General features: G+C 45.7%; 18 protein-coding genes. 10 read left to right on the forward strand and 8 right to left on the reverse strand.

All coding sequences use genetic code 11. From position 1 onward, the window contains the following. The first annotated feature begins 70 nt into the window (after nucleotides 1–70). Complete coding sequence (locus NSQ12_RS02140) at nucleotides 71–1405, forward strand: PLP-dependent aminotransferase family protein (RefSeq protein ID WP_339175789.1); 1335 nt, start codon at nucleotides 71–73, stop codon at nucleotides 1403–1405. Here the strand turns inward: NSQ12_RS02140 and NSQ12_RS02145 are convergent. The 6 genes from NSQ12_RS02145 to bsdA all read right to left on the reverse strand — a co-directional run bounded on the left by NSQ12_RS02145 (nucleotide 1400) and on the right by bsdA (nucleotide 6389). Then, a complete protein-coding gene (locus NSQ12_RS02145) occupies nucleotides 1400–2074 on the reverse strand; it encodes a 4'-phosphopantetheinyl transferase (protein ID WP_003234549.1) in 675 nt (224 codons plus the stop codon). The genes NSQ12_RS02140 and NSQ12_RS02145 overlap by 6 nt on opposite strands. Before the next feature lie 104 nt (nucleotides 2075–2178). Then, the gene (locus NSQ12_RS02150) at nucleotides 2179–2826 is read right to left on the reverse strand and encodes a YitT family protein (protein ID WP_014475783.1); all 648 of its coding nucleotides are present in this window, start codon (nucleotides 2824–2826) and stop codon (nucleotides 2179–2181) included. 320 nt (nucleotides 2827–3146) lie between these two features. Next, nucleotides 3147–3890, reverse strand: a complete 744-nt coding sequence (gene tcyC / locus NSQ12_RS02155; RefSeq protein WP_003246629.1) for a cystine ABC transporter ATP-binding protein TcyC — start codon at nucleotides 3888–3890, stop codon at nucleotides 3147–3149. Between the two features lie 13 nt (nucleotides 3891–3903). Next, the gene (tcyB, locus tag NSQ12_RS02160) at nucleotides 3904–4608 is read right to left on the reverse strand and encodes a cystine ABC transporter permease TcyB (RefSeq protein WP_003234541.1); all 705 of its coding nucleotides are present in this window, start codon (nucleotides 4606–4608) and stop codon (nucleotides 3904–3906) included. Further along, nucleotides 4595–5401 carry a cystine ABC transporter substrate-binding lipoprotein TcyA gene (gene tcyA, locus NSQ12_RS02165; protein WP_114523693.1) on the reverse strand — a complete coding sequence of 269 codons (807 nt, stop codon included), beginning with the start codon at nucleotides 5399–5401 and terminating at the stop codon, nucleotides 4595–4597. Before tcyA ends, tcyB begins: the two co-directional genes overlap by 14 nt. A gap of 115 nt (nucleotides 5402–5516) precedes the next feature. Beyond that, nucleotides 5517–6389 (reverse strand): transcriptional regulator BsdA, encoded by an 873-nt coding sequence (gene bsdA / locus NSQ12_RS02170; RefSeq protein WP_003234533.1) that lies wholly within the window; start codon nucleotides 6387–6389, stop codon nucleotides 5517–5519. 89 nt (nucleotides 6390–6478) lie between these two features. Here bsdA and NSQ12_RS02175 point away from each other — a divergent pair, with 89 nt between their 5' ends. From NSQ12_RS02175 to NSQ12_RS02195, 5 genes are all read left to right on the forward strand, one after another. Then, entirely contained in the window at nucleotides 6479–7093 is a 615-nt protein-coding gene (locus NSQ12_RS02175; RefSeq protein ID WP_015715236.1) for a non-oxidative hydroxyarylic acid decarboxylases subunit B, read from the forward strand. Between the two features lie 2 nt (nucleotides 7094–7095). After that, nucleotides 7096–8517 carry a phenolic acid decarboxylase BsdC gene (gene bsdC / locus NSQ12_RS02180; RefSeq protein WP_003234529.1) on the forward strand — a complete coding sequence of 474 codons (1422 nt, stop codon included), beginning with the start codon at nucleotides 7096–7098 and terminating at the stop codon, nucleotides 8515–8517. Between the two features lie 16 nt (nucleotides 8518–8533). After that, the gene (gene bsdD, locus NSQ12_RS02185) at nucleotides 8534–8761 is read left to right on the forward strand and encodes a phenolic acid decarboxylase subunit BsdD (RefSeq protein WP_010886405.1); all 228 of its coding nucleotides are present in this window, start codon (nucleotides 8534–8536) and stop codon (nucleotides 8759–8761) included. Continuing rightward, entirely contained in the window at nucleotides 8758–9222 is a 465-nt protein-coding gene (locus NSQ12_RS02190) for a pyridoxamine 5'-phosphate oxidase family protein (RefSeq protein ID WP_080477806.1), read from the forward strand. Before bsdD ends, NSQ12_RS02190 begins: the two co-directional genes overlap by 4 nt. A gap of 65 nt (nucleotides 9223–9287) precedes the next feature. Beyond that, the gene (locus NSQ12_RS02195; RefSeq protein WP_339175796.1) at nucleotides 9288–10133 is read left to right on the forward strand and encodes an alpha/beta hydrolase; all 846 of its coding nucleotides are present in this window, start codon (nucleotides 9288–9290) and stop codon (nucleotides 10131–10133) included. Between the two features lie 40 nt (nucleotides 10134–10173). On the opposite strand, the gene NSQ12_RS02200 is transcribed toward NSQ12_RS02195, so the two are convergent. Continuing rightward, complete coding sequence (locus NSQ12_RS02200; protein ID WP_339175798.1) at nucleotides 10174–11652, reverse strand: peptide MFS transporter; 1479 nt, start codon at nucleotides 11650–11652, stop codon at nucleotides 10174–10176. Nucleotides 11653–11931: 279 nt separating this feature from the next. Between NSQ12_RS02200 and NSQ12_RS02205 the strand changes: the two genes are divergently transcribed. Beyond that, nucleotides 11932–13686: a right-handed parallel beta-helix repeat-containing protein gene (locus NSQ12_RS02205; protein WP_131227111.1), complete on the forward strand. Its 1755-nt coding sequence runs from the start codon at nucleotides 11932–11934 to the stop codon at nucleotides 13684–13686. A 14-nt stretch (nucleotides 13687–13700) separates the two neighbouring features. Here the strand turns inward: NSQ12_RS02205 and NSQ12_RS02210 are convergent, their stop codons facing one another. Continuing rightward, complete coding sequence (locus NSQ12_RS02210) at nucleotides 13701–13922, reverse strand: hypothetical protein (protein WP_015252828.1); 222 nt, start codon at nucleotides 13920–13922, stop codon at nucleotides 13701–13703. 125 nt (nucleotides 13923–14047) lie between these two features. On the opposite strand from NSQ12_RS02210, the gene gerKA reads away from it, so the two are divergent. Genes gerKA through gerKB form a run of 3 tightly spaced genes read left to right on the forward strand, consistent with a single transcriptional unit; the run spans nucleotide 14048 to nucleotide 18041 of the window. Next, entirely contained in the window at nucleotides 14048–15682 is a 1635-nt protein-coding gene (gene gerKA / locus NSQ12_RS02215; protein ID WP_080528919.1) for a spore germination protein GerKA, read from the forward strand. Next, entirely contained in the window at nucleotides 15672–16895 is a 1224-nt protein-coding gene (gerKC, locus tag NSQ12_RS02220) for a spore germination protein GerKC (RefSeq protein ID WP_003246578.1), read from the forward strand. The genes gerKA and gerKC overlap by 11 nt, the downstream gene beginning before the upstream one ends. Before the next feature lie 24 nt (nucleotides 16896–16919). Continuing rightward, nucleotides 16920–18041 (forward strand): spore germination protein GerKB, encoded by a 1122-nt coding sequence (gerKB, locus tag NSQ12_RS02225; protein ID WP_015715242.1) that lies wholly within the window; start codon nucleotides 16920–16922, stop codon nucleotides 18039–18041. Nucleotides 18042–18119: the final 78 nt, after the last annotated feature.

The following is an 18119-nucleotide window of genomic DNA, read 5'->3' on the forward strand; positions in this document are numbered from 1 at the left end:
ATGGCCGCGGTCAGAACGGTACAATGAGAAAAACAATGAACTGTACCGGTACAAAACAGGGGGAGAAGGCATGGAGAAATATATGAGTCTATTAATGAGGATAGAGGAGATGATGCAAAGCACCGCCTATCAAGAAGGAGACAGGCTTCCATCTATCCGTCAGCTGTCCGCCCGCTACCAAGTCAGCAAAAGCACAGTGATCCGCGCGCTGCAGGAGCTGGAAAAACGCCACCTTATCTATTCCGTTCCGAAAAGCGGCTATTATATTGTGAAAAAGACGGGAAAAGCCAAAAGCGGGCAGCAGGGTCCCATTGACTTTGCCACATCTGCGCCGGATCCCGATGTGTTTCCGTATCTTGATTTTCAGCACTGCATCAACAAAGCGATTGATACATACAAAAACGATTTGTTTATTTATGGGACGCCAAAGGGGCTTCCATCACTCATCCGCGTACTCCGAAAGCTCTTGGCCAATCAACAGGTATTTGCGGATGAACGGCATATTTTCATTACATCAGGTGTCCAGCAGGCGTTATCCTTGCTTTGTGCCATGCCGTTCCCAAATGGGAAAGAGAAGATCGCCATTGAACAGCCGGGCTACCATTTGATGGTCGAACAGCTTGAGACGCTTGGGATTCCCGCCATCGGGGTGAAACGAACGGAAGAAGGGCTTGATATAGCCGAGGTTGAGCGGTTATTTCAAACAGAATCGATTAAATTTTTTTATACGATGCCGCGCTTCCATAACCCGCTTGGCTGCTCATTGTCAGAGCGTGATAAACAGGAGCTTGTGAGACTGGCAGAAGCGTATGATGTCTACCTCGTTGAGGATGATTACCTCGGTGATCTGGAGGAAAATAAAAAGGCAGATCCGCTGTACGCATATGATCTGTCCTCACATGTCATCTATTTGAAAAGCTTCTCGAAAATGATGTTCCCCGGCCTTCGCGTGGGGGCGGCTGTTTTGCCCGAAGCACTGACTGACACGTTCTATGCGTACAAAAAGCTGAACGACATCGACTGTTCGATGATTTCTCAAGCGGCATTGGAGATTTACCTGAAAAGCGGTATGTACGGCAGGCATAAGGAGAAAATCAGAGATTCTTATAAAGAGCGGTCGCTGAGGCTACATCAAGCCATTCGAACTCACAGGCAGCTGGGATGCGGACGCTTTACGTTCTCCAGCGGGCAGGCACCCTGTATGCACACCCATCTGGTGCTTCCTCAGGATCTCCCCGCCTCAAGAGTGATTCATAGACTGAAAAAACAAGGGGTTCTCCTTGAGGCGATAGACCGTCATTATTTATCAGATTATCCGAAAGAAAATCTATTAAAAATCAATATTTCCAATGTGAAAACGGAAGATATTGAGCGCGGTGTCAAGCTGTTGATGAGCCATTTATAAAAGCTCTTCGTACGAGACCATTGTGATATCCTCGGGGAAATCAGGGTGTGCGGCGCATACAGCCATTTTGTAGCCGGGATCGACCTCATACGTTTTGATATAGCATGGGGAATGGCTGTCCGGAAGCTCAATGGATACTTGTCCGTCCTGGTGCAGGCGCACTGAAAAAGAATCAAGCGGAAGCGATAAGCCTTTGCCTTCCTGTTTGATAAAGCTTTCTTTCATTGACCATAGATGATAAAAATAGTCTGTCTGCTCGTCCTTGTCTTTTGCTAAAAGGTCGCTGTACTCTGTTTTTGAAAAGAAGCGCTTGGCGATCTCAAGGCTGATCGGTTTCGTTTTTTCGATATCTATGCCGATCGGCTGTGAATCAAACGCGCAAATGACCCAGCGTCCGGAGTGAGAAATGTTGAAATGAGCGTCGGGAAGATCAGGGATGCACGGCTTCCCGTATTCCTGTGTGCTAAAGCGGATATCGGATTTGTCCAACTGATACTGCCTGCTTATGACTGAGCGAACGAGCACATCTCCCAGCAGGGTGCGGTGAGCATCTTCTTTATGATAAAATCTCCGGCATTTCTCCCGTTTTTCAGGTGATATGAAAGACATGAACCGTTCATTTTCTTCCTGTGAAAGCGGGCGGTCCATATAAATTCCGTAAATCTTCATTCTAGATCCTCCGTCTGCAAAAGATTGTCAAAACCATCCTATCATACTTCCACAAGACTCATATAGAGGAGAAAATAAAAAAACAAAGCCAAGGCGGCTTTGTTTTAGTGTACAGGCGGAGATGCTTTCACAGCGGCTGTCCGCCTTGCCACAGCATAATTCAGCAGCTGGATTGACTGGGGCAATGAAAAGCGCAAAATAAGTCCGGTGAGGATGGCGGTCAAAATGGTGCCAAAACCGATCGGCCCCCCCATGCCCCATGCCGCAAACAAAATGGTTATTTCCATGCCGTTCCGCACCCATTGCACATTCCAGCCGGTTTTTTCGGTAATCAGCATCATCAGTGAATCACGCGGCCCCGCGCCAAGGCCTGCTGATACATAAACACCGACGCCGTAACCGATCAGCACCACGCCTAGAGAGAAGACGATGATCGAGCCTGTGTAGGTCGAGGGGGCAGGCAGAATGAAATTGAAAAAATCTATAAATACACCAATGAGCACCATATTCAGGAGGGCCCCAATTTTCGGCCAAGCTCTCGTAAACAATGACGTGAATCCGACGATGAGCGCTCCAATAATGATGGACCACTGGCCGACGGTAAGCCCGAAGTGCTGAAACAGGCTGTAATGAAATGCATCCCACGGACTAATGCCGAGTGCTTTTCCTTCTATCGTCAGGGATACACCAAAAGCCAAAATGATCAAACCGGCAAAATAAAATGTCCAGCGCAGAACAAGTTCTTGCTTCACGTGAGGTCCCTTCTTTCGTAAAAATCAGTCGATTGTCATTGTAGCACATCTGACAGAAGGGCGGAATAGGCGAAAGGGGCTCAACAAAAAAACAGGGCCGCCGCAGGCGCCCTGTTTCAGCGTGTTGGCAAACCCTTGCATTCGTTGTCAGGCCTGTGCTTCGGTGCTCACGAATTTAATATTCGCTGTGCTCCAATGCTCGCCCTTCCTAGACTTCAAAGGTTTTCAATCACGCTGAAAATCACAAAATCCTAAAACGAAAATCGTTTTAGGATTTTGTCAATAATCTGAAACAGGGCGCGGGCGCCCTGTTTTTCTTATTACAGCGGGTTCAAAATCCGGTTCAAGAACCGCTGTGTCCGTTCTTCTTTTGGTGCGGAGAAAATTTGCTCCGGCGGTCCTTGCTCCACGATAACGCCGCCGTCGATGAAGATGACTTCATCCGCAACCTCCTGCGCGAACTTGATTTCGTGGGTCACGACGACCATGGTCCAGCCTTCATTGGCCAAGTCCTTGATAACCTTCAGCACCTCTCCGACAAGCTCGGGATCAAGCGCTGAGGTCGGTTCGTCAAACAGCATGAGCTCAGGCTGAATCGCCAGTGCGCGGGCGATGCCGACGCGCTGTTGCTGTCCGCCGGAAAGCTGGAATGGATATAAATCCATTTTGTCCTTCAATCCGACTTTATCAAGAAGCTGAATCGCTTCTTTTCTGACTTCCTCTTTGTTCCGTTTTTGCACCTGAACAGGGCCCTCCATCACGTTTTCGAGGGCTGTGCGGTGCGGGAACAGGTGATACGCCTGAAACACCATTCCGGATTTTCGGCGAAGCTTTAGGATATCCGCCTGTTTCACCTTTTTGGAGAAATCGATGGAGAAATCATCAAATGCAAGCTCTCCGCGATTCGGGATCTCCAGAGCGTTCAGGCAGCGGAGCAGCGTCGTTTTCCCTGAACCTGAAGGCCCAAGTATGGCGATGACTTTTCCTTTTTCAATCTTCATATCTATCTTTTTTAAAATTTCATTTTCACCGAATGATTTGTTTAATCCTTTAACGGTAAGCATACTCGGAACCTCCTTATTTGGCCACGTAGCGGTCAAGACGCCGTTCGATGACATGCTGGACGAGTGAAAGCAGGAAGCAGATAATCCAATAAATAAAGGCTGCTTCAATATAGATCACTAAAATTTGATCAAGATTCCGCGCGCCGATTTCCTGGGCTTTTCTGAACAGCTCAGCGACCAGAATTTGAGAGGCGAGGGATGTATCTTTAATCAGGCTGATAAAGGTATTGGATAATGGCGGGATCGACACACGAAACGCCTGCGGCAAAATGACGCGGAACAGCGTTTTTTGATGTGTCATGCCAATTGTGTAGCCGGCTTCCCATTGCCCTTTCGGCACGGATAAAATAGATGCTCGAATGATTTCAGATGCATAGGCGCCGACGTTTAATGAAAAGGCGATAACTGCGCTTGGAAATGGATCTAATGTGACGTTAAAGGCCGGGAACAGATAGAAAATGATGAACAATTGAACGAGAAGAGGAGTGCCGCGTATTGCGGATACGTATACGCTGAACACCCATCTCAAAGGTCTCACTTTCGACATTCTGGCAAGCGCCGTAATCAGCGCCAGGATCATTCCGAATATAAAGGAAAGAATCGTAAGGGGAATCGTATAGTAGATTCCCCCTGAAAGTATCGGCCAGAATGACTGCTGCACCAGATCCCACGGGATCGCCGTGCCAAGCGTCAATGCCGGCAGATTATTTAGAAACATCTTCGCCGAACCATTTTTTAGAAATTTTAGAAAGAGTCCCGTCCTCTTTCATTTCTTTTAATGCTTTGTTGACTTGATCAACAACCTCGCCGCTTCCTTTACGGAACGTGAAATATGTTGACTGAGGATCACCTGTTTCAAACGCGATTTTCACGTTTTTATTGCCAGATGTTTTTAAGTAGTTCAATACGGCAAGCTTATCGTTGTATGTCATATCGACGCGGCCTTGCTGGATCATTTGAAGGGCCTGCGCCATGCCTTCAACGCCTTCTACTTTCGCGCCGGCATTTGTAGCTAATTTGTTGTAGTTGCTTGTCAGTGATTGAGCTGACGTTTTTCCTTTTACATCTGCTTCAGACTTAATATCGTTGTTGTCTTTTTTCGTTACGACAACGGCTCTTGATGTTGTGTATTTATCTGAGAAATCATATTGATTTTCACGATCTGTTTTTCCGACTTGGTTGGCAACAACGTCAAACCGTTTGGAATTCAGGCCGGCAAACATGCTGTCCCACTGTGTTTCCTTAAAGTCGACTTTAAGCCCGAGGCGTTTTGCGACTTCTGTGATAACTTCGACATCATAGCCAGTCAGTTTATCAGTGTCTTTGTCGTGGTAAGTGAACGGCTCATATGTTCCTTCCGTTCCGACTGTGAGCACACCTTTTTTCTTAATTGAAGCCCAAAGATCGCCATCTTTGGCATTATCTTTTGACTGATTGTCATTTCCTGCTCCGCAAGCTGCAAGAGCTGCAATACTTACGACCATGAATAAAGCCAATAATGCTTTTTTCATCTTATTCCCCACTTTTCTGGTTGATTTTATTGAAATAAAAAAATAGCTTACAAATCTAAAGGATAACTTTTTTTTAGTATGAGTCAAGTAATTGGTTTTCATAAGGCAAAATCTTTTAAAATAAATCCAAAAATTGCTGTGCCGGTTTAGGCAAATAACTGTCCGTTCTCCACATGACAGCCGGTGTCATAATGAAGGGATTATTTTCGATATGAACGGTGTGAACGTGATTTCTCATATGAACGGGAATCATTGTGACGGGCAAAATAGACGCGCCGAATCCGGATGACACGAGGCTGAGCAAAGTTGCAGAGTCGTGGCATTCACAAACAATGCGCGGCTCCAGGTTCAAACGGTGAAATTCATTCATGACCTGATTATAGACGCCTTTTCCGTTGACAGGCCGCAGCAGGATCAGCGGAAATGAAGGAATGTCCTCCATCTTAATGGTGTCTCCGCACGGATATCCGGCTTCATCTGAAAGCACGAGCACACATGGAATGTCATCAAGCTGTTTGAATTGTACTGTGTCACTTTTGATCAGTGTTGTCGTGACCGCCGCATCGATTTGCCGGCTTTCCAGCAGTTCCAACAGTGTCGCGGGTTCATTTTCCCAAATATTAAAGGTGAGATGGGGGTATCTCTCTTTGATCTGTGTCACTTTTTCAAGCATCAGAGCCGCGCAATAAATCGTTGATCCCACGGCAAGTGTGCCGGCTACTTCCTCCTTCAGCTCCTGTACCTCAATGACTGCATCTTCAAACCTATGCAGAATCTCTTTTGCTCTTTTTAGAAAAACAGCTCCTTCATATGTAAGAGTCATTTGTTTTTTCTTGTTCCGGTCAAACAGGACAACACCAAGTTCGTCCTCCAGCTGTTTGAGCTGCCTGCTTAAAGGCGGCTGCGCCATGTGAAGCTTTTTGGCTGCGGACGTGATTTTCTGTTCTTGGGCAATGGTAATGAAGTATCGAAGCTGGCGAATATCCAAAAGAAAGCGCCTCCTTATCATACCTTTTAGGTATTAAATATAGATTTAATAGATATTTTTCATATGGATATATCAGGAGTATGATTGAAATGAAAGCAGAATTCAAGCGTAAAGGAGGGGGCAAAGTGAAACTCGTTGTCGGAATGACAGGGGCAACAGGGGCCATTTTCGGGGTCAGGCTGCTACAGTGGCTGAAGGCCGCCGGAGTGGAAACCCATCTCGTTGTGTCTCCTTGGGCAAACGTCACGATCAAACACGAAACAGGCTATACCTTACAAGAAGTAGAACAACTGGCCACATACACCTACTCACATAAGGATCAGGCGGCAGCCATTTCAAGCGGGTCGTTTGATACCGATGGAATGATTGTTGCGCCGTGCAGCATGAAATCTCTCGCAAGCATTCGCACCGGAATGGCGGATAATCTGCTGACACGTGCGGCGGATGTCATGCTCAAGGAGAGAAAAAAACTCGTCCTCTTAACGAGAGAGACGCCTTTGAACCAAATTCATCTCGAAAATATGCTAGCGCTTACGAAAATGGGCACCATCATTCTTCCTCCGATGCCGGCATTTTATAATCAGCCGAGAAGCTTAGAGGAAATGGTTGACCATATTGTTTTTAGAACGTTGGACCAATTCGGCATTCGGCTTCCTGAAGCGAAGCGCTGGAATGGGATTGAAAAACAAAAAGGAGGAGCTTGATCATGGCTTATCAAGATTTCAGAGAATTTCTCGCTGCCCTTGAAAAAGAAGGACAGCTGCTTACAGTGAATGAAGAGGTAAAGCCGGAACCGGATTTAGGGGCCGCCGCACGGGCAGCCAGCAATCTTGGCGATAAAAGCCCTGCGCTCTTATTTAACAACATTTACGGCTATCATAACGCGCGAATTGCGATGAATGTCATCGGCTCTTGGCCAAACCATGCCATGATGCTGGGCATGCCGAAAGACACACCGGTAAAAGAACAGTTTTTTGAATTCGCAAAGCGTTATGACCAGTTTCCGATGCCGGTCAAACGTGAGGAAACAGCGCCATTTCATGAAAATGAAATCACAGAAGATATCAATTTGTTCGATATACTGCCTCTTTTCAGAATTAACCAAGGTGATGGAGGCTACTATTTAGACAAAGCATGTGTCATTTCCCGTGATCTTGAAGACCCTGACAACTTCGGCAAACAAAATGTCGGCATTTACAGAATGCAGGTCAAAGGAAAAGACCGTCTCGGCATTCAGCCTGTCCCGCAGCACGATATTGCAATCCATCTGCGCCAAGCTGAAGAACGCGGCATCAATCTTCCGGTCACTATTGCGCTCGGCTGTGAGCCGGTCATTACAACGGCGGCATCGACTCCGCTTCTCTATGATCAATCAGAATACGAAATGGCAGGTGCGATTCAAGGCGAACCATATCGCATCGTCAAATCAAAGCTGTCTGATCTTGATGTTCCGTGGGGCGCTGAAGTGGTGCTTGAAGGTGAGATTATTGCCGGAGAGCGCGAATATGAAGGGCCGTTCGGTGAATTCACAGGCCATTATTCCGGCGGACGCAGCATGCCGATTATCAAAATTAAACGCGTCTATCATAGAAACAATCCGATCTTTGAACATTTATACTTAGGCATGCCTTGGACAGAATGCGATTACATGATCGGCATTAACACATGCGTGCCGCTTTATCAGCAGTTAAAAGAAGCGTATCCGAACGAAATTGTGGCAGTGAACGCCATGTACACACACGGTTTAATCGCGATTGTTTCCACAAAAACCCGCTATGGCGGATTTGCGAAAGCGGTCGGCATGCGCGCACTCACAACGCCGCACGGACTCGGCTACTGCAAAATGGTCATTGTCGTTGATGAGGATGTCGATCCATTCAACCTTCCGCAGGTCATGTGGGCGCTTTCGACCAAAATGCATCCGAAACACGATGCGGTCATCATTCCGGACTTATCTGTCCTGCCGCTTGATCCGGGATCCAATCCATCAGGAATCACCCACAAAATGATTCTTGACGCCACTACACCGGTTGCACCGGAAACAAGAGGCCATTATTCACAGCCGCTTGATTCTCCGCTAACAACGAAAGAATGGGAACAAAAACTAATGGACTTAATGAATAAATAAGGAAAGGATGTTCGAAATGCATACATGTCCTCGATGCGACTCAAAAAAGGGAGAAGTCATGAGCAAATCGCCTGTAGAAGGCGCATGGGAAGTTTATCAGTGCCAAACATGCTTTTTTACATGGAGATCCTGTGAACCGGAAAGCATTACAAATCCCGAAAAATACAATCCAGCGTTTAAAATTGATCCAAAGGAAACAGAAACAGCAATTGAAGTTCCGGCGGTGCCGGAACGAAAGGCTTGATCCGCGTGAACTGTATGTCAGACTGTCTCTTTGAGCTGCTTGACGGGAGCTGCCTGAATGAGAAGCAGCATGAGGCCTTCGTTCTGCAAACAGTATCAGAGGATGGCTGGCCGCATGCCGCTATGATCAGTGCAGGTGAAATCATCGCGCTGAGCCGAACTGATATCCGAATCGCTCTGTGGAAAAACACAATGACTTCGGCCAACATCCTTCGTACAGGAAAAGCACAGTTCACGGCGTGGTGGAAGGGAGCGGCCTATTATGTAAAGCTTGAATGCGCGCCTTTACCGCCTTTGAAAGATGCTGAATATGATAGAGACCGTTTTTCCTGCCGCATCGTTTCAGTGAAGGAGGACGTTGCGAAATATGCTGATTTGACTTCAGGTGTCCGTATACAGCTTCACAGCGCTGAAGAGGTGCTGGGCAGATGGGAAAAGACCCTGGAAGATTTAAAACGGTAATATCGATAGCCTGACGCCATGCGTCAGGCTTTTTTTATATAATGAAAACAAAGGGGGCGTGAGAAATGGAACGTGCGGGGATCTGTCACTCGGACGGCTTTGATTTAGCTTATCGAATTGAGGGCGAGGGCGCACCCATCCTTGTGATCGGGAGTGCGGTTTACTATCCGCGCCTTTTTTCCTCAGATATCAAACAGAAATATCAATGGGTCTTTATCGACCATAGGGGATTTGCTAAGCCTAAACGGGAGCTTCGTGAGGAGGATTCGAGGCTTGATGCCGTATTGGCTGATATTGAAAGGATGAGAACATTTCTTCAGCTTGAGGATGTTATCATCCTGGGACATTCCGGGCACGCTTTTATGGCTTTAGAGTATGCCAGGACATATCCTGAACATGTCCGGAAGGTGGCGCTCTTTAATACTGCGCCTGATAACAGAGAAGAAAGACAGCGAAAAAGCGAATCATTTTTTATGGAAACAGCCAGTCCTGAGAGAAAGAAACGCTTTAAAAAAGATATCGCGAATTTGCCGCAGGACATTGAAAAAGATCCTGAAAGACGCTTCGTGCACATGTGTATTCGCGCTGAAGCGAAAAGCTTTTATCAAGAGCGGCCGCATGCTGCTGCCTTATGGGACGGTGTATTCACGAATATGCCGATCATTGATGAATTATGGGGCAATACATTTGCCCGGATTGATCTTATTCAGCGGTTAGCTGATGTTCGTATGCCGGTGTATATTGGATTAGGGAGATATGATTATTTGGTTGCGCCCGTTGCGCTATGGGATGCAGTTGACGATTTATATCCCCATGTGGATAAGGTTATTTTTGAAAGGAGCGGCCATCAGCCAATGCTGGAAGAACCGGAAGTCTTTGATCAAAGCTTCAGCAAATGGCTGGATCAATAAAAAAACAGCCCGCAGATTAAAATCCGCGGGCTGTTTCTAATTATAAGACCCCTTTCATCGCGCGTTTGATCATCGGCGAGAGCAGCAGGAGAATGCCGCCAAGAACGATAGAAATCAAACCGATGGTGCCGAAGTACATTGTTTCAGGAATTTTATCAAACAATCCGGCTACTTGGGCATTGATCGCTTGGGCTGCTGCGTTCGTCAGAAACCACATACTCATTGTCTGTGCAGAGAAGGCAGCGGGTGCCAGTTTCGTTGTCACGGATAAACCGACTGGAGACAGGCACAGCTCTCCAAGCACGACAAGCAGGAAGCTGAGAACGAGCCAAAGCGGGCTTACGAGTGCTTCTTTTCCTTGCATAGCAGGGAATACCATAATGATAAATGACAATCCGGCTAAAATAATTCCGATTGAGAATTTAACTGGTGTAGACGGCTGGCGTTTGCCAAGCTTCATCCAGAGCCATGCGAATATTGGCGCAAAAATGACGACAAACAATGGATTTAATGATTGGAACCATGATGACTGAAGTTCGAATCCGCCCAATGAAAGTCTTATGCGTTCATCAGCGTATACCGCAAGAATAGTCGCTCCCTGTTCCTGAATGGCCCAGAACATGACAGCACCGATAAACAAAGGAACGTAAGCGGCAAGACGGGATTTTTCTGTTTTGTCCGCTTTTTTGCTTGTAAACATGATGATGAAATAAATGACAGGAATCAAAATACCGAGAATACTTACAAGGTCGATAAAACGCTTGATCGTCAGCACGCCTGTTTGTACAGAGATCATCACTGCGATCGCCACGATGATAACACCGATTCCGGTGCCAATCGCAGATTTTTTAGACAGCGGATTCGGCACATTGGAACCTGCAAGCCCGAGGTTTTTCTTTCTTGTCAAAGCAAAAACGATAAGTCCGAGAAGCATTCCGACCGCGGCAGCTCCGAAGCCGAGATGATAGTTGTACTTCTGTCCGAGTGTTCCGACAATTAACGGAGCAAGTAAACCACCGAGGTTAATCCCCATGTAGAAAATACTGAAACCTGAGTCGCGGCGCGGGTCTTCTTTCGTGTAAAGATCCCCAACCACGCTTGAAACGTTTGGTTTTAATAAGCCTGTTCCGACAATAATAAGCACCATGCTGATATAGAATGCGATCGAACTGCCCGGATAGGCGAGTGCAATGTGGCCGAACATAATGAATATGCCGCCGTAAAACACGGTGTTTGCGGTACCGAATACCCGGTCAGCGAGCCATCCGCCAATAATGGTGGACATGTATACGAGTGATCCGTAAATCGACATAATGGCAACCGCAGTGCCCTTATCAAAGCCGAGCCCTCCGTTTACCGTCTCTGTATACAAATAGTAAAGTAAGATTGCTCTCATTCCATAGTAAGAGAAACGCTCCCAAAATTCGGTGAAAAATAGTGTAAATAGTCCTCGCGGGTGACCAAAGAACCCTTTTTGCGGGACGCTTTTAATGATACTTTCGTTATCAATCGAAGCCATGTCAGCCAAACCCTTTCTAAAAAAAGTGTATTATAAAAATCATATTCTTATATAATACTTGTGTCAATATAATTTATACTCATTTCAAATAGTTCCATATTGGAAAAATTATAAATACCTAAAAATAGTGATTTTCTCCTAATTTTTATACTCTTTATCGTGAGATTTTCTTACACAACTATTTCTTTATATTTTTTTAATAAAATTTTAGAGAAATGTACAAGCAGATCGGGCCTTTGTGAGTAACATGATAGTAATCATAGAGAAGGAGGCTCGCAATTGGCTGAATTCATATTAAATGCAGCGGATTTCGGTGTTCCTGGAGATGGTAAAACGGATTCGACAGAACGGATTAATCAGTGCCTCAGTACAGCTGTTTCGAAAGGCTATCATACTGTCTGGTTTCCAAAGGGAACATATTTAATAGACGCAACGCTTGGCGGAGATCTTAATCAGAGGTTTCGAAACGCGGGGATCATTGTTCCCGGCAACCTTGAGATAATGATGGACCCCGAATGTATCATGAAAGTGATACCGAATAGTTCGTGGGGTTATTCCGCATTTTATGTAGGCAAGCAAGAGAATATAACCATTTCCGGGGGACAAATTATCGGCGAACGGGATGAGCATACGTATGCCTCGGCAGGGATAAGGTCAACCCATGAATGGGGCTTTGGCATATGTATTGAAGGATGCTCGAATGTTGTCATTGATGATGTGAAAATATCCGATTTTACTGGCGATGGGATCATAGTCAGCCCAAGGGGATTAAAGACCAATCAAGATTATCGAACGTCAGAGCAAATTATCATCCGCCGCTGTGAGGTTCGGCGATCGAGGAGAAATAACATTTCCATTACCGGATGTGACATGGTCACGGTGGAGGAATGCTTGATTGAAGATGCCGGAACGGGGAATGGAACAGCGCCGAAATTCGGAATTGACATTGAAGGATATGGCGAAGGTGATGTTGATTATGAGGAACCGATTAATGTATCAATTCGCAATAACCACTTTGTTGGAAACGTTTCAAGTTCTGTGACCAATTTTAACGGGTATGGCATTTTAATAGAAGGAAATCACTCTGACAATACAATCAGCTACGGATATGGGACGCAAACAGTGATCAAGGGAAATATTCTGAGACGCCCTGAAGACGTGGCGGCTGCGCCAAGAGTCGGGATAACCGGACTCGGTGTATCACAAGGAAAAGAGACCAGTGATGCAGTGATCGCTGGCAACCTCATTACCGGATTTTCAACTGGAATTGATGTCAGGGGAAAGAGCGTTCTTGTGACGAACAACAAAATCAGCAACTTTGAAAACACAGGGATATTGGTTTACCAGTCTTCCGACGTAAAGGTAGACGGAAACCAAATTCAAAACGGACTGTCTGAAACAAGGCGCAGCATCGGTCTTCGCGCAGTGCTGTCAGATGACATCGCTTTTCTGAATAACTGTCTCATTCAAGTCGTTGACGGTGTGAACGTTTCCGGCGGAAATATGATCATTAAAGATAATCTCCTGAGAAAATTCAGCCGGGGCATTTGGATTGCTCAAGGGAACGCGGTGATTGAAGGGAATACACTGAATCCTGACGCGTTTGAAGCAGTGCCGGAATCATATTCTGTTTCCGTCACAAACAATGCCGGCGCCATCATCAAAAACAATACATTTAAAGAGTTCAAAAATTACCCCATTTATTGCTCCACAAGTGCGAAAACCTCAATTATCGGCAACCACTTAGAGAGATCTCCGCTTTTGGTCACCATCTATATCAGCGCCGGTGTGCATGAGATTTTTGATAATACCATTTCAGTCAACAGAACAGCCGGGAATCCGATTGTGATTTATCTCAATGGCTCTGCAGGCTCTATCATCTCAGGAAACACCATCAATAACCTCTCCGCGGGCACTGCGACAGCTATTCAAACAAACACCTCAACCAACTCCAAAATCATCGGCAACCGCATTTTTAAAGGGACAATCAACAAACACAGCAGTGATACAATAGACGGCAATTTTATTGTCTGAAAAAAGCGCCCCCTCTAGGGGTTCTTTTTTTTCGATTTATAGATCACGTACATTTCTCTCACAAGTACTAACACAAAAAATAAAATCACGACCCATTCCGCAAATGTTGTCATCTTAAAGCTGGACATATTGTTATAAACGGCTTTTGTTAAACTGAATCCTTGAAGCATGTCCATCAATACAGAAATAGCTAATAAACAAATTAATATGACTCCGGTCACGCCCAATATCTTCATGCTTCATCATCCTCCGCTTTTAGTGTCTATCGTTGGCGGAGAAGTTATACCGCATCTAACCCTAATGCATAATCTCAATTTTAAAAGGAAGAATATGAGAAAACGACAAGGAAAGGTATTTGTGTATGCCTTTATTTTCTAAGCGAAAGAACAATACAAGTTCGAAAGACAAGCGCAATACAGAAGAAAAGAATCAGGAACAGCAGCAAGAAAAAGAAAGGCCGGTTCTCATTTCTCCAAGCTTGGCAAAGAATATAGCGGAAACGAAAAAGGAAGTCGGAAGCAGCTCTGACGTCATCATTCGCGAGATTAAAATCGGGGAGCAGGATCATGTCCACCTAGCTGTTATCTATATTGCTGGGCTGGTCGATAATAACACGATCCATGAGTCGTTAATTGACCCATTGGTACAGGATGAGTCTATCCAGAATACTCATGCGATCCAGCAAATTCTTGAAAAAACGCTCCCGCTGGGCGGAGTGAAAGCGGAAAAGAGCTGGGACAAGCTTTTTTCCGAGTTAATGCTCGGCAATGCGCTCATTTTTGCTGATGGCCATGATGAAGCTTTGATTTGCAGCACTCAAGGGGGAGAGCAGCGCTCCATCCAAGAGCCGAGCACCCAGGTGTCATTCCGCGGCCCGCGCCAAGGGTTTACAGAGTCTCTGCAAACCAATATTTCCATGATCCGGCGATACATTAAAAATCCGAATTTATGGGTTGAAAAAATGAAAAAAGGTTCTGTTACGAATACGGATATCGCTCTCATGTACATTCAAGGAATATGCGATGAAAAGGTGCTGAAGGAAGTGAAACAGCGCCTGGAAAAAATAGATATTGACAGTATTTTGGAATCTGGATATATTGAGCAGCTGATTGAAGATGAAACCTTTACGACGTTTCCGACTATGTATCATACAGAACGCCCTGATGTTGTAGCGGGTAATCTGTTAGAAGGAAGATTCGCGATTATTGTGGACGGAACACCGTTTGTGCTTATTGCCCCAGCCTTATTTGTCCAGTTTTTTCAGTCTGTTGAGGATTATTATTCGCGTTTTGACATTGCGACAAGCATAAGAATTCTTCGTGTTTTAGTCTTTTTCATTTCGCTTGTGGCTCCGGCTGTATACGTGGCAGCCACGACGTTTCATCAAGAAATGATACCGACTCAGCTGTTAGTGGTCATTGCGGCCCAGCGGGAAATTGTCCCGTTTCCGGCTGTTGTGGAGGCGCTGACGATGGAGGTTGCTTTTGAGATTCTGAGGGAAGCGGGAGTCAGGCTGCCCCGGGTTGTCGGCTCGGCAGTGTCAATCGTAGGCGCGCTCGTAATCGGCCAGGCTGCCGTACAGGCTGGTATCGTCTCTCCGGCAATGGTGATTATCGTGGCACTCACCGCGATTGCGAGCTTCGCAACACCGGCGTTTGCAATGGCGATTTCAGCCCGGCTTATTCGGTTTATCTTTATTATTGCCTCAGCTGTTATGGGTTTTTACGGGCTGATTTTAGGGATCATTATGATGTTTGTCCACTTATGCAGTCTTCGTTCATTCGGCGTTCCATATATGTCGCCGCTTGCACCTTTTTCTTCACAAGGCGTAAAGGACGCGCTTTTCCGGGTTCCGTGGTGGGCCGATGAAAAAAGGCCGGAATCGGTCAGCAAGGAAGATAAGGTGCGGCAGGGGAAAGATCAACGCCCAGAGCCGGCCGCTTCACGAGGAATGGTGAACAAAGATTTGGAAGAAGGGGATCAGAATGGTACGTAAATGTCTATTAGCCGTTCTCATGCTTTTGAGCGTCATTGTGCTGCCCGGCTGCTGGGATAAGCGGGAGCTGACGGATCTTGCGATTATCTCGGCGATTGGCATCGATCGGACAAACGACAGCAACTACGTGCTGCATCTTCAAATTATCAATCCAGGAAATGTTGCCGGCGGCCTTCAGGGAGGCGGTGCTGGAGACAGGCCGCCTGTATCTGTCTATTCGATTGAAGGTAACAATATAACGGAAGCACTCAGAAAAGCCTCCATGAAGGTATCACGGCGGCTTTATTTTGCCCATACCAATCTAGTCGTGATCAATGAAAAGCTGGCAAAAGAAGAAGGTTTGGATTTTGTATTAGATAATCTTGACCGGGACACAGAATTCAGGACAACAGCAACATTCGTCGTTGCCCATAAAACAAAAGCAGAAAATATTGTGAAAATCTTAACGCCGATTGATAAAATTCCGTCAAATAAAGTCAATAAAACACTCGATTTCACGGAGGCACAATACGGGCGGGTGGTCAAAATCAATATTCAGGACGTTTTGAAAACACTTGCCGCCAACACTATGGCACCGGTCATCCCCGGATATATGATGATTGGTGACGATAAAAAAGGAGTCAGCATGGAAAACACGCAGGCGACTGACCCGAAAGCCATTCTTCAGGCAGATGGTTTGGCGGTTTTTGATAAGGCAGGATATTTAAAGTATTGGCTGGAAGATGATGAAAGCGTGGGGGCAGTCTGGCTTATGAATAAGATCCAGCATACGTTTATTAATGCTGACTGGGGCAAGACGAAGGATGCGGTCAGCTTGCAGGTTACCCATCAAGATACAAAGCTGGTACCGAAAATGCGGAACGGACGCCCGTACATCCATGTGAAAGTGTCGGTTGAAGGTATTATAGATGCTGTCAAATACCCTTTCCAATTGTCTGATCCCAAGGTGCTGGCCGCTATTGAAAAAGCGCTCAACAAAGAGCTTGAAAAGGAAATCAGCCATACTGTGAAAAAGATTAAGAAGAATAAAATAGATTTTATCGGTTTTGGTGACACGATATATAGAAAGTATCCGGAGCAGTGGGAGAAAATGAAGGACACTTGGGACAAAGAATATTTGCCGGAACTGCCCATCGATGTGAAGGCCGAGACGTATATCAGAAGGACGGGATTGCGAAACAATCCGATCAAACACCAGTTTAAAGATGATTAGGTCTGAAGAAAGGGGAAGTGACAGATGGAAAAAGCCAGAATAAGCATAAGGCAGCTGTTTGTCATGATTATCATTTTTGAACTGGGCAGCTCCTTATTGATTACACCGGGATCAATGGCGGGCAGGGATGCTTGGATAGCAGTTTTATTAGGCTGTGCGATCGGACTGTTTCTTTTCTATTTGTATCAAGGCATTTATCAATGTTATCCGAATTCTTCTCCGAAAGAATATATGGATGATATGCTGGGAACCAAGCTGAGCTGGCTGTTTTCATTTCTCTATATCTTGTACTTTGCCTATATTGCCGCAAGGGTGTTGCGTGACTTTGGAGAAATGCTGCTGACGTTTGCTTATCATGATACACCTATCATTATTGTAAATGCTTTATTAATGGTAGTAAGCATATATGCCGTAAGAAAAGGAATTGAAGTACTCGCACGCGCGGCCGAACTTCTTTTCGGGGCCATGTATTTACTGGGCGCGATCGGCCTCGTGCTGATTATTGTCTCAGGGACTATAGACCCGCACAATTTAAAGCCGGTTTTGGCAAACGGTATCTCTCCTATCCTTCACTCTGTTTTCACGCAGACCATGTACGTCCCATTTGGTGAAGTTGTTTTATTTGTGATGATTTTCCCTAACCTGAATGATAGAAAAGATGTGAAAAAAATGGGGATGATCGCCATGGCTATTAGCGGATTGGTTGTGGCGCTCACCGTGGCGATTAATATCAGCGTGCTTGATGTTGATCTTACACTCAGATCCCAGTTTCCGCTTTTAAGCACGATCCAGACAATCAAGGTCGAAGAATTTTTAGACCGGCTCGATGTCTTTTTTATGCTGGCGCTGATCATCGGCGGCTTCTTTAAGGTCAGCCTCTACTTATATGCCACTGTGGTTGGGACATCTACGCTCTTTAAGGAAAAGAATCCCTCTCAATTGGCTTATCCGATGGGATTGGGCATTTTAATCCTTTCTATAACGATCGCGACTAACTTTTCGGAGCACCTGAATGAAGGCCTGAACGTGGTGCCGCTGTATATTCATTTGCCTTTTCAATTATTGTTTCCGCTCTTTCTATTTATTGTGGCTGTTTGGAAAAAGAAACGAAGAGAGAAATCAAAAGGGGAGGAAGCAAAAAAATGATAAAAAGAGCGGGGGGATGCAGCCGCCGCTCTTTTTATGTTCACTTCTATATAAAAGGGGGATATAGGGTGCGCCCCT

This window comes from Bacillus sp. PS95 (assembly GCF_037963565.1).
In the GTDB taxonomy this organism is placed as follows: Bacteria; Bacillota; Bacilli; order Bacillales; family Bacillaceae; genus Bacillus; species Bacillus subtilis.

What these genes read in the sequence shown, in the direction of transcription:
- tcyC (WP_003246629.1), bottom strand. Translation starts at nt 3,890, where the DNA reads ATGCTTACCGTTAAAGGATTAAACAAATCATTCGGTGAAAATGAAATT.
- gerKC (WP_003246578.1), top strand. Translation starts at nt 15,672, where the DNA reads ATGGTACGTAAATGTCTATTAGCCGTTCTCATGCTTTTGAGCGTCATT.
- NSQ12_RS02210 (WP_015252828.1), bottom strand. Translation starts at nt 13,922, where the DNA reads ATGAAGATATTGGGCGTGACCGGAGTCATATTAATTTGTTTATTAGCT.
- bsdC (WP_003234529.1), top strand. Translation starts at nt 7,096, where the DNA reads ATGGCTTATCAAGATTTCAGAGAATTTCTCGCTGCCCTTGAAAAAGAA.
- NSQ12_RS02175 (WP_015715236.1), top strand. Translation starts at nt 6,479, where the DNA reads ATGAAAGCAGAATTCAAGCGTAAAGGAGGGGGCAAAGTGAAACTCGTT.
- NSQ12_RS02140 (WP_339175789.1), top strand. Translation starts at nt 71, where the DNA reads ATGGAGAAATATATGAGTCTATTAATGAGGATAGAGGAGATGATGCAA.
- bsdD (WP_010886405.1), top strand. Translation starts at nt 8,534, where the DNA reads ATGCATACATGTCCTCGATGCGACTCAAAAAAGGGAGAAGTCATGAGC.
- NSQ12_RS02195 (WP_339175796.1), top strand. Translation starts at nt 9,288, where the DNA reads ATGGAACGTGCGGGGATCTGTCACTCGGACGGCTTTGATTTAGCTTAT.
- tcyB (WP_003234541.1), bottom strand. Translation starts at nt 4,608, where the DNA reads ATGTTTCTAAATAATCTGCCGGCATTGACGCTTGGCACGGCGATCCCG.
- NSQ12_RS02200 (WP_339175798.1), bottom strand. Translation starts at nt 11,652, where the DNA reads ATGGCTTCGATTGATAACGAAAGTATCATTAAAAGCGTCCCGCAAAAA.
- NSQ12_RS02145 (WP_003234549.1), bottom strand. Translation starts at nt 2,074, where the DNA reads ATGAAGATTTACGGAATTTATATGGACCGCCCGCTTTCACAGGAAGAA.
- tcyA (WP_114523693.1), bottom strand. Translation starts at nt 5,401, where the DNA reads ATGAAAAAAGCATTATTGGCTTTATTCATGGTCGTAAGTATTGCAGCT.
- gerKB (WP_015715242.1), top strand. Translation starts at nt 16,920, where the DNA reads ATGGAAAAAGCCAGAATAAGCATAAGGCAGCTGTTTGTCATGATTATC.
- gerKA (WP_080528919.1), top strand. Translation starts at nt 14,048, where the DNA reads ATGCCTTTATTTTCTAAGCGAAAGAACAATACAAGTTCGAAAGACAAG.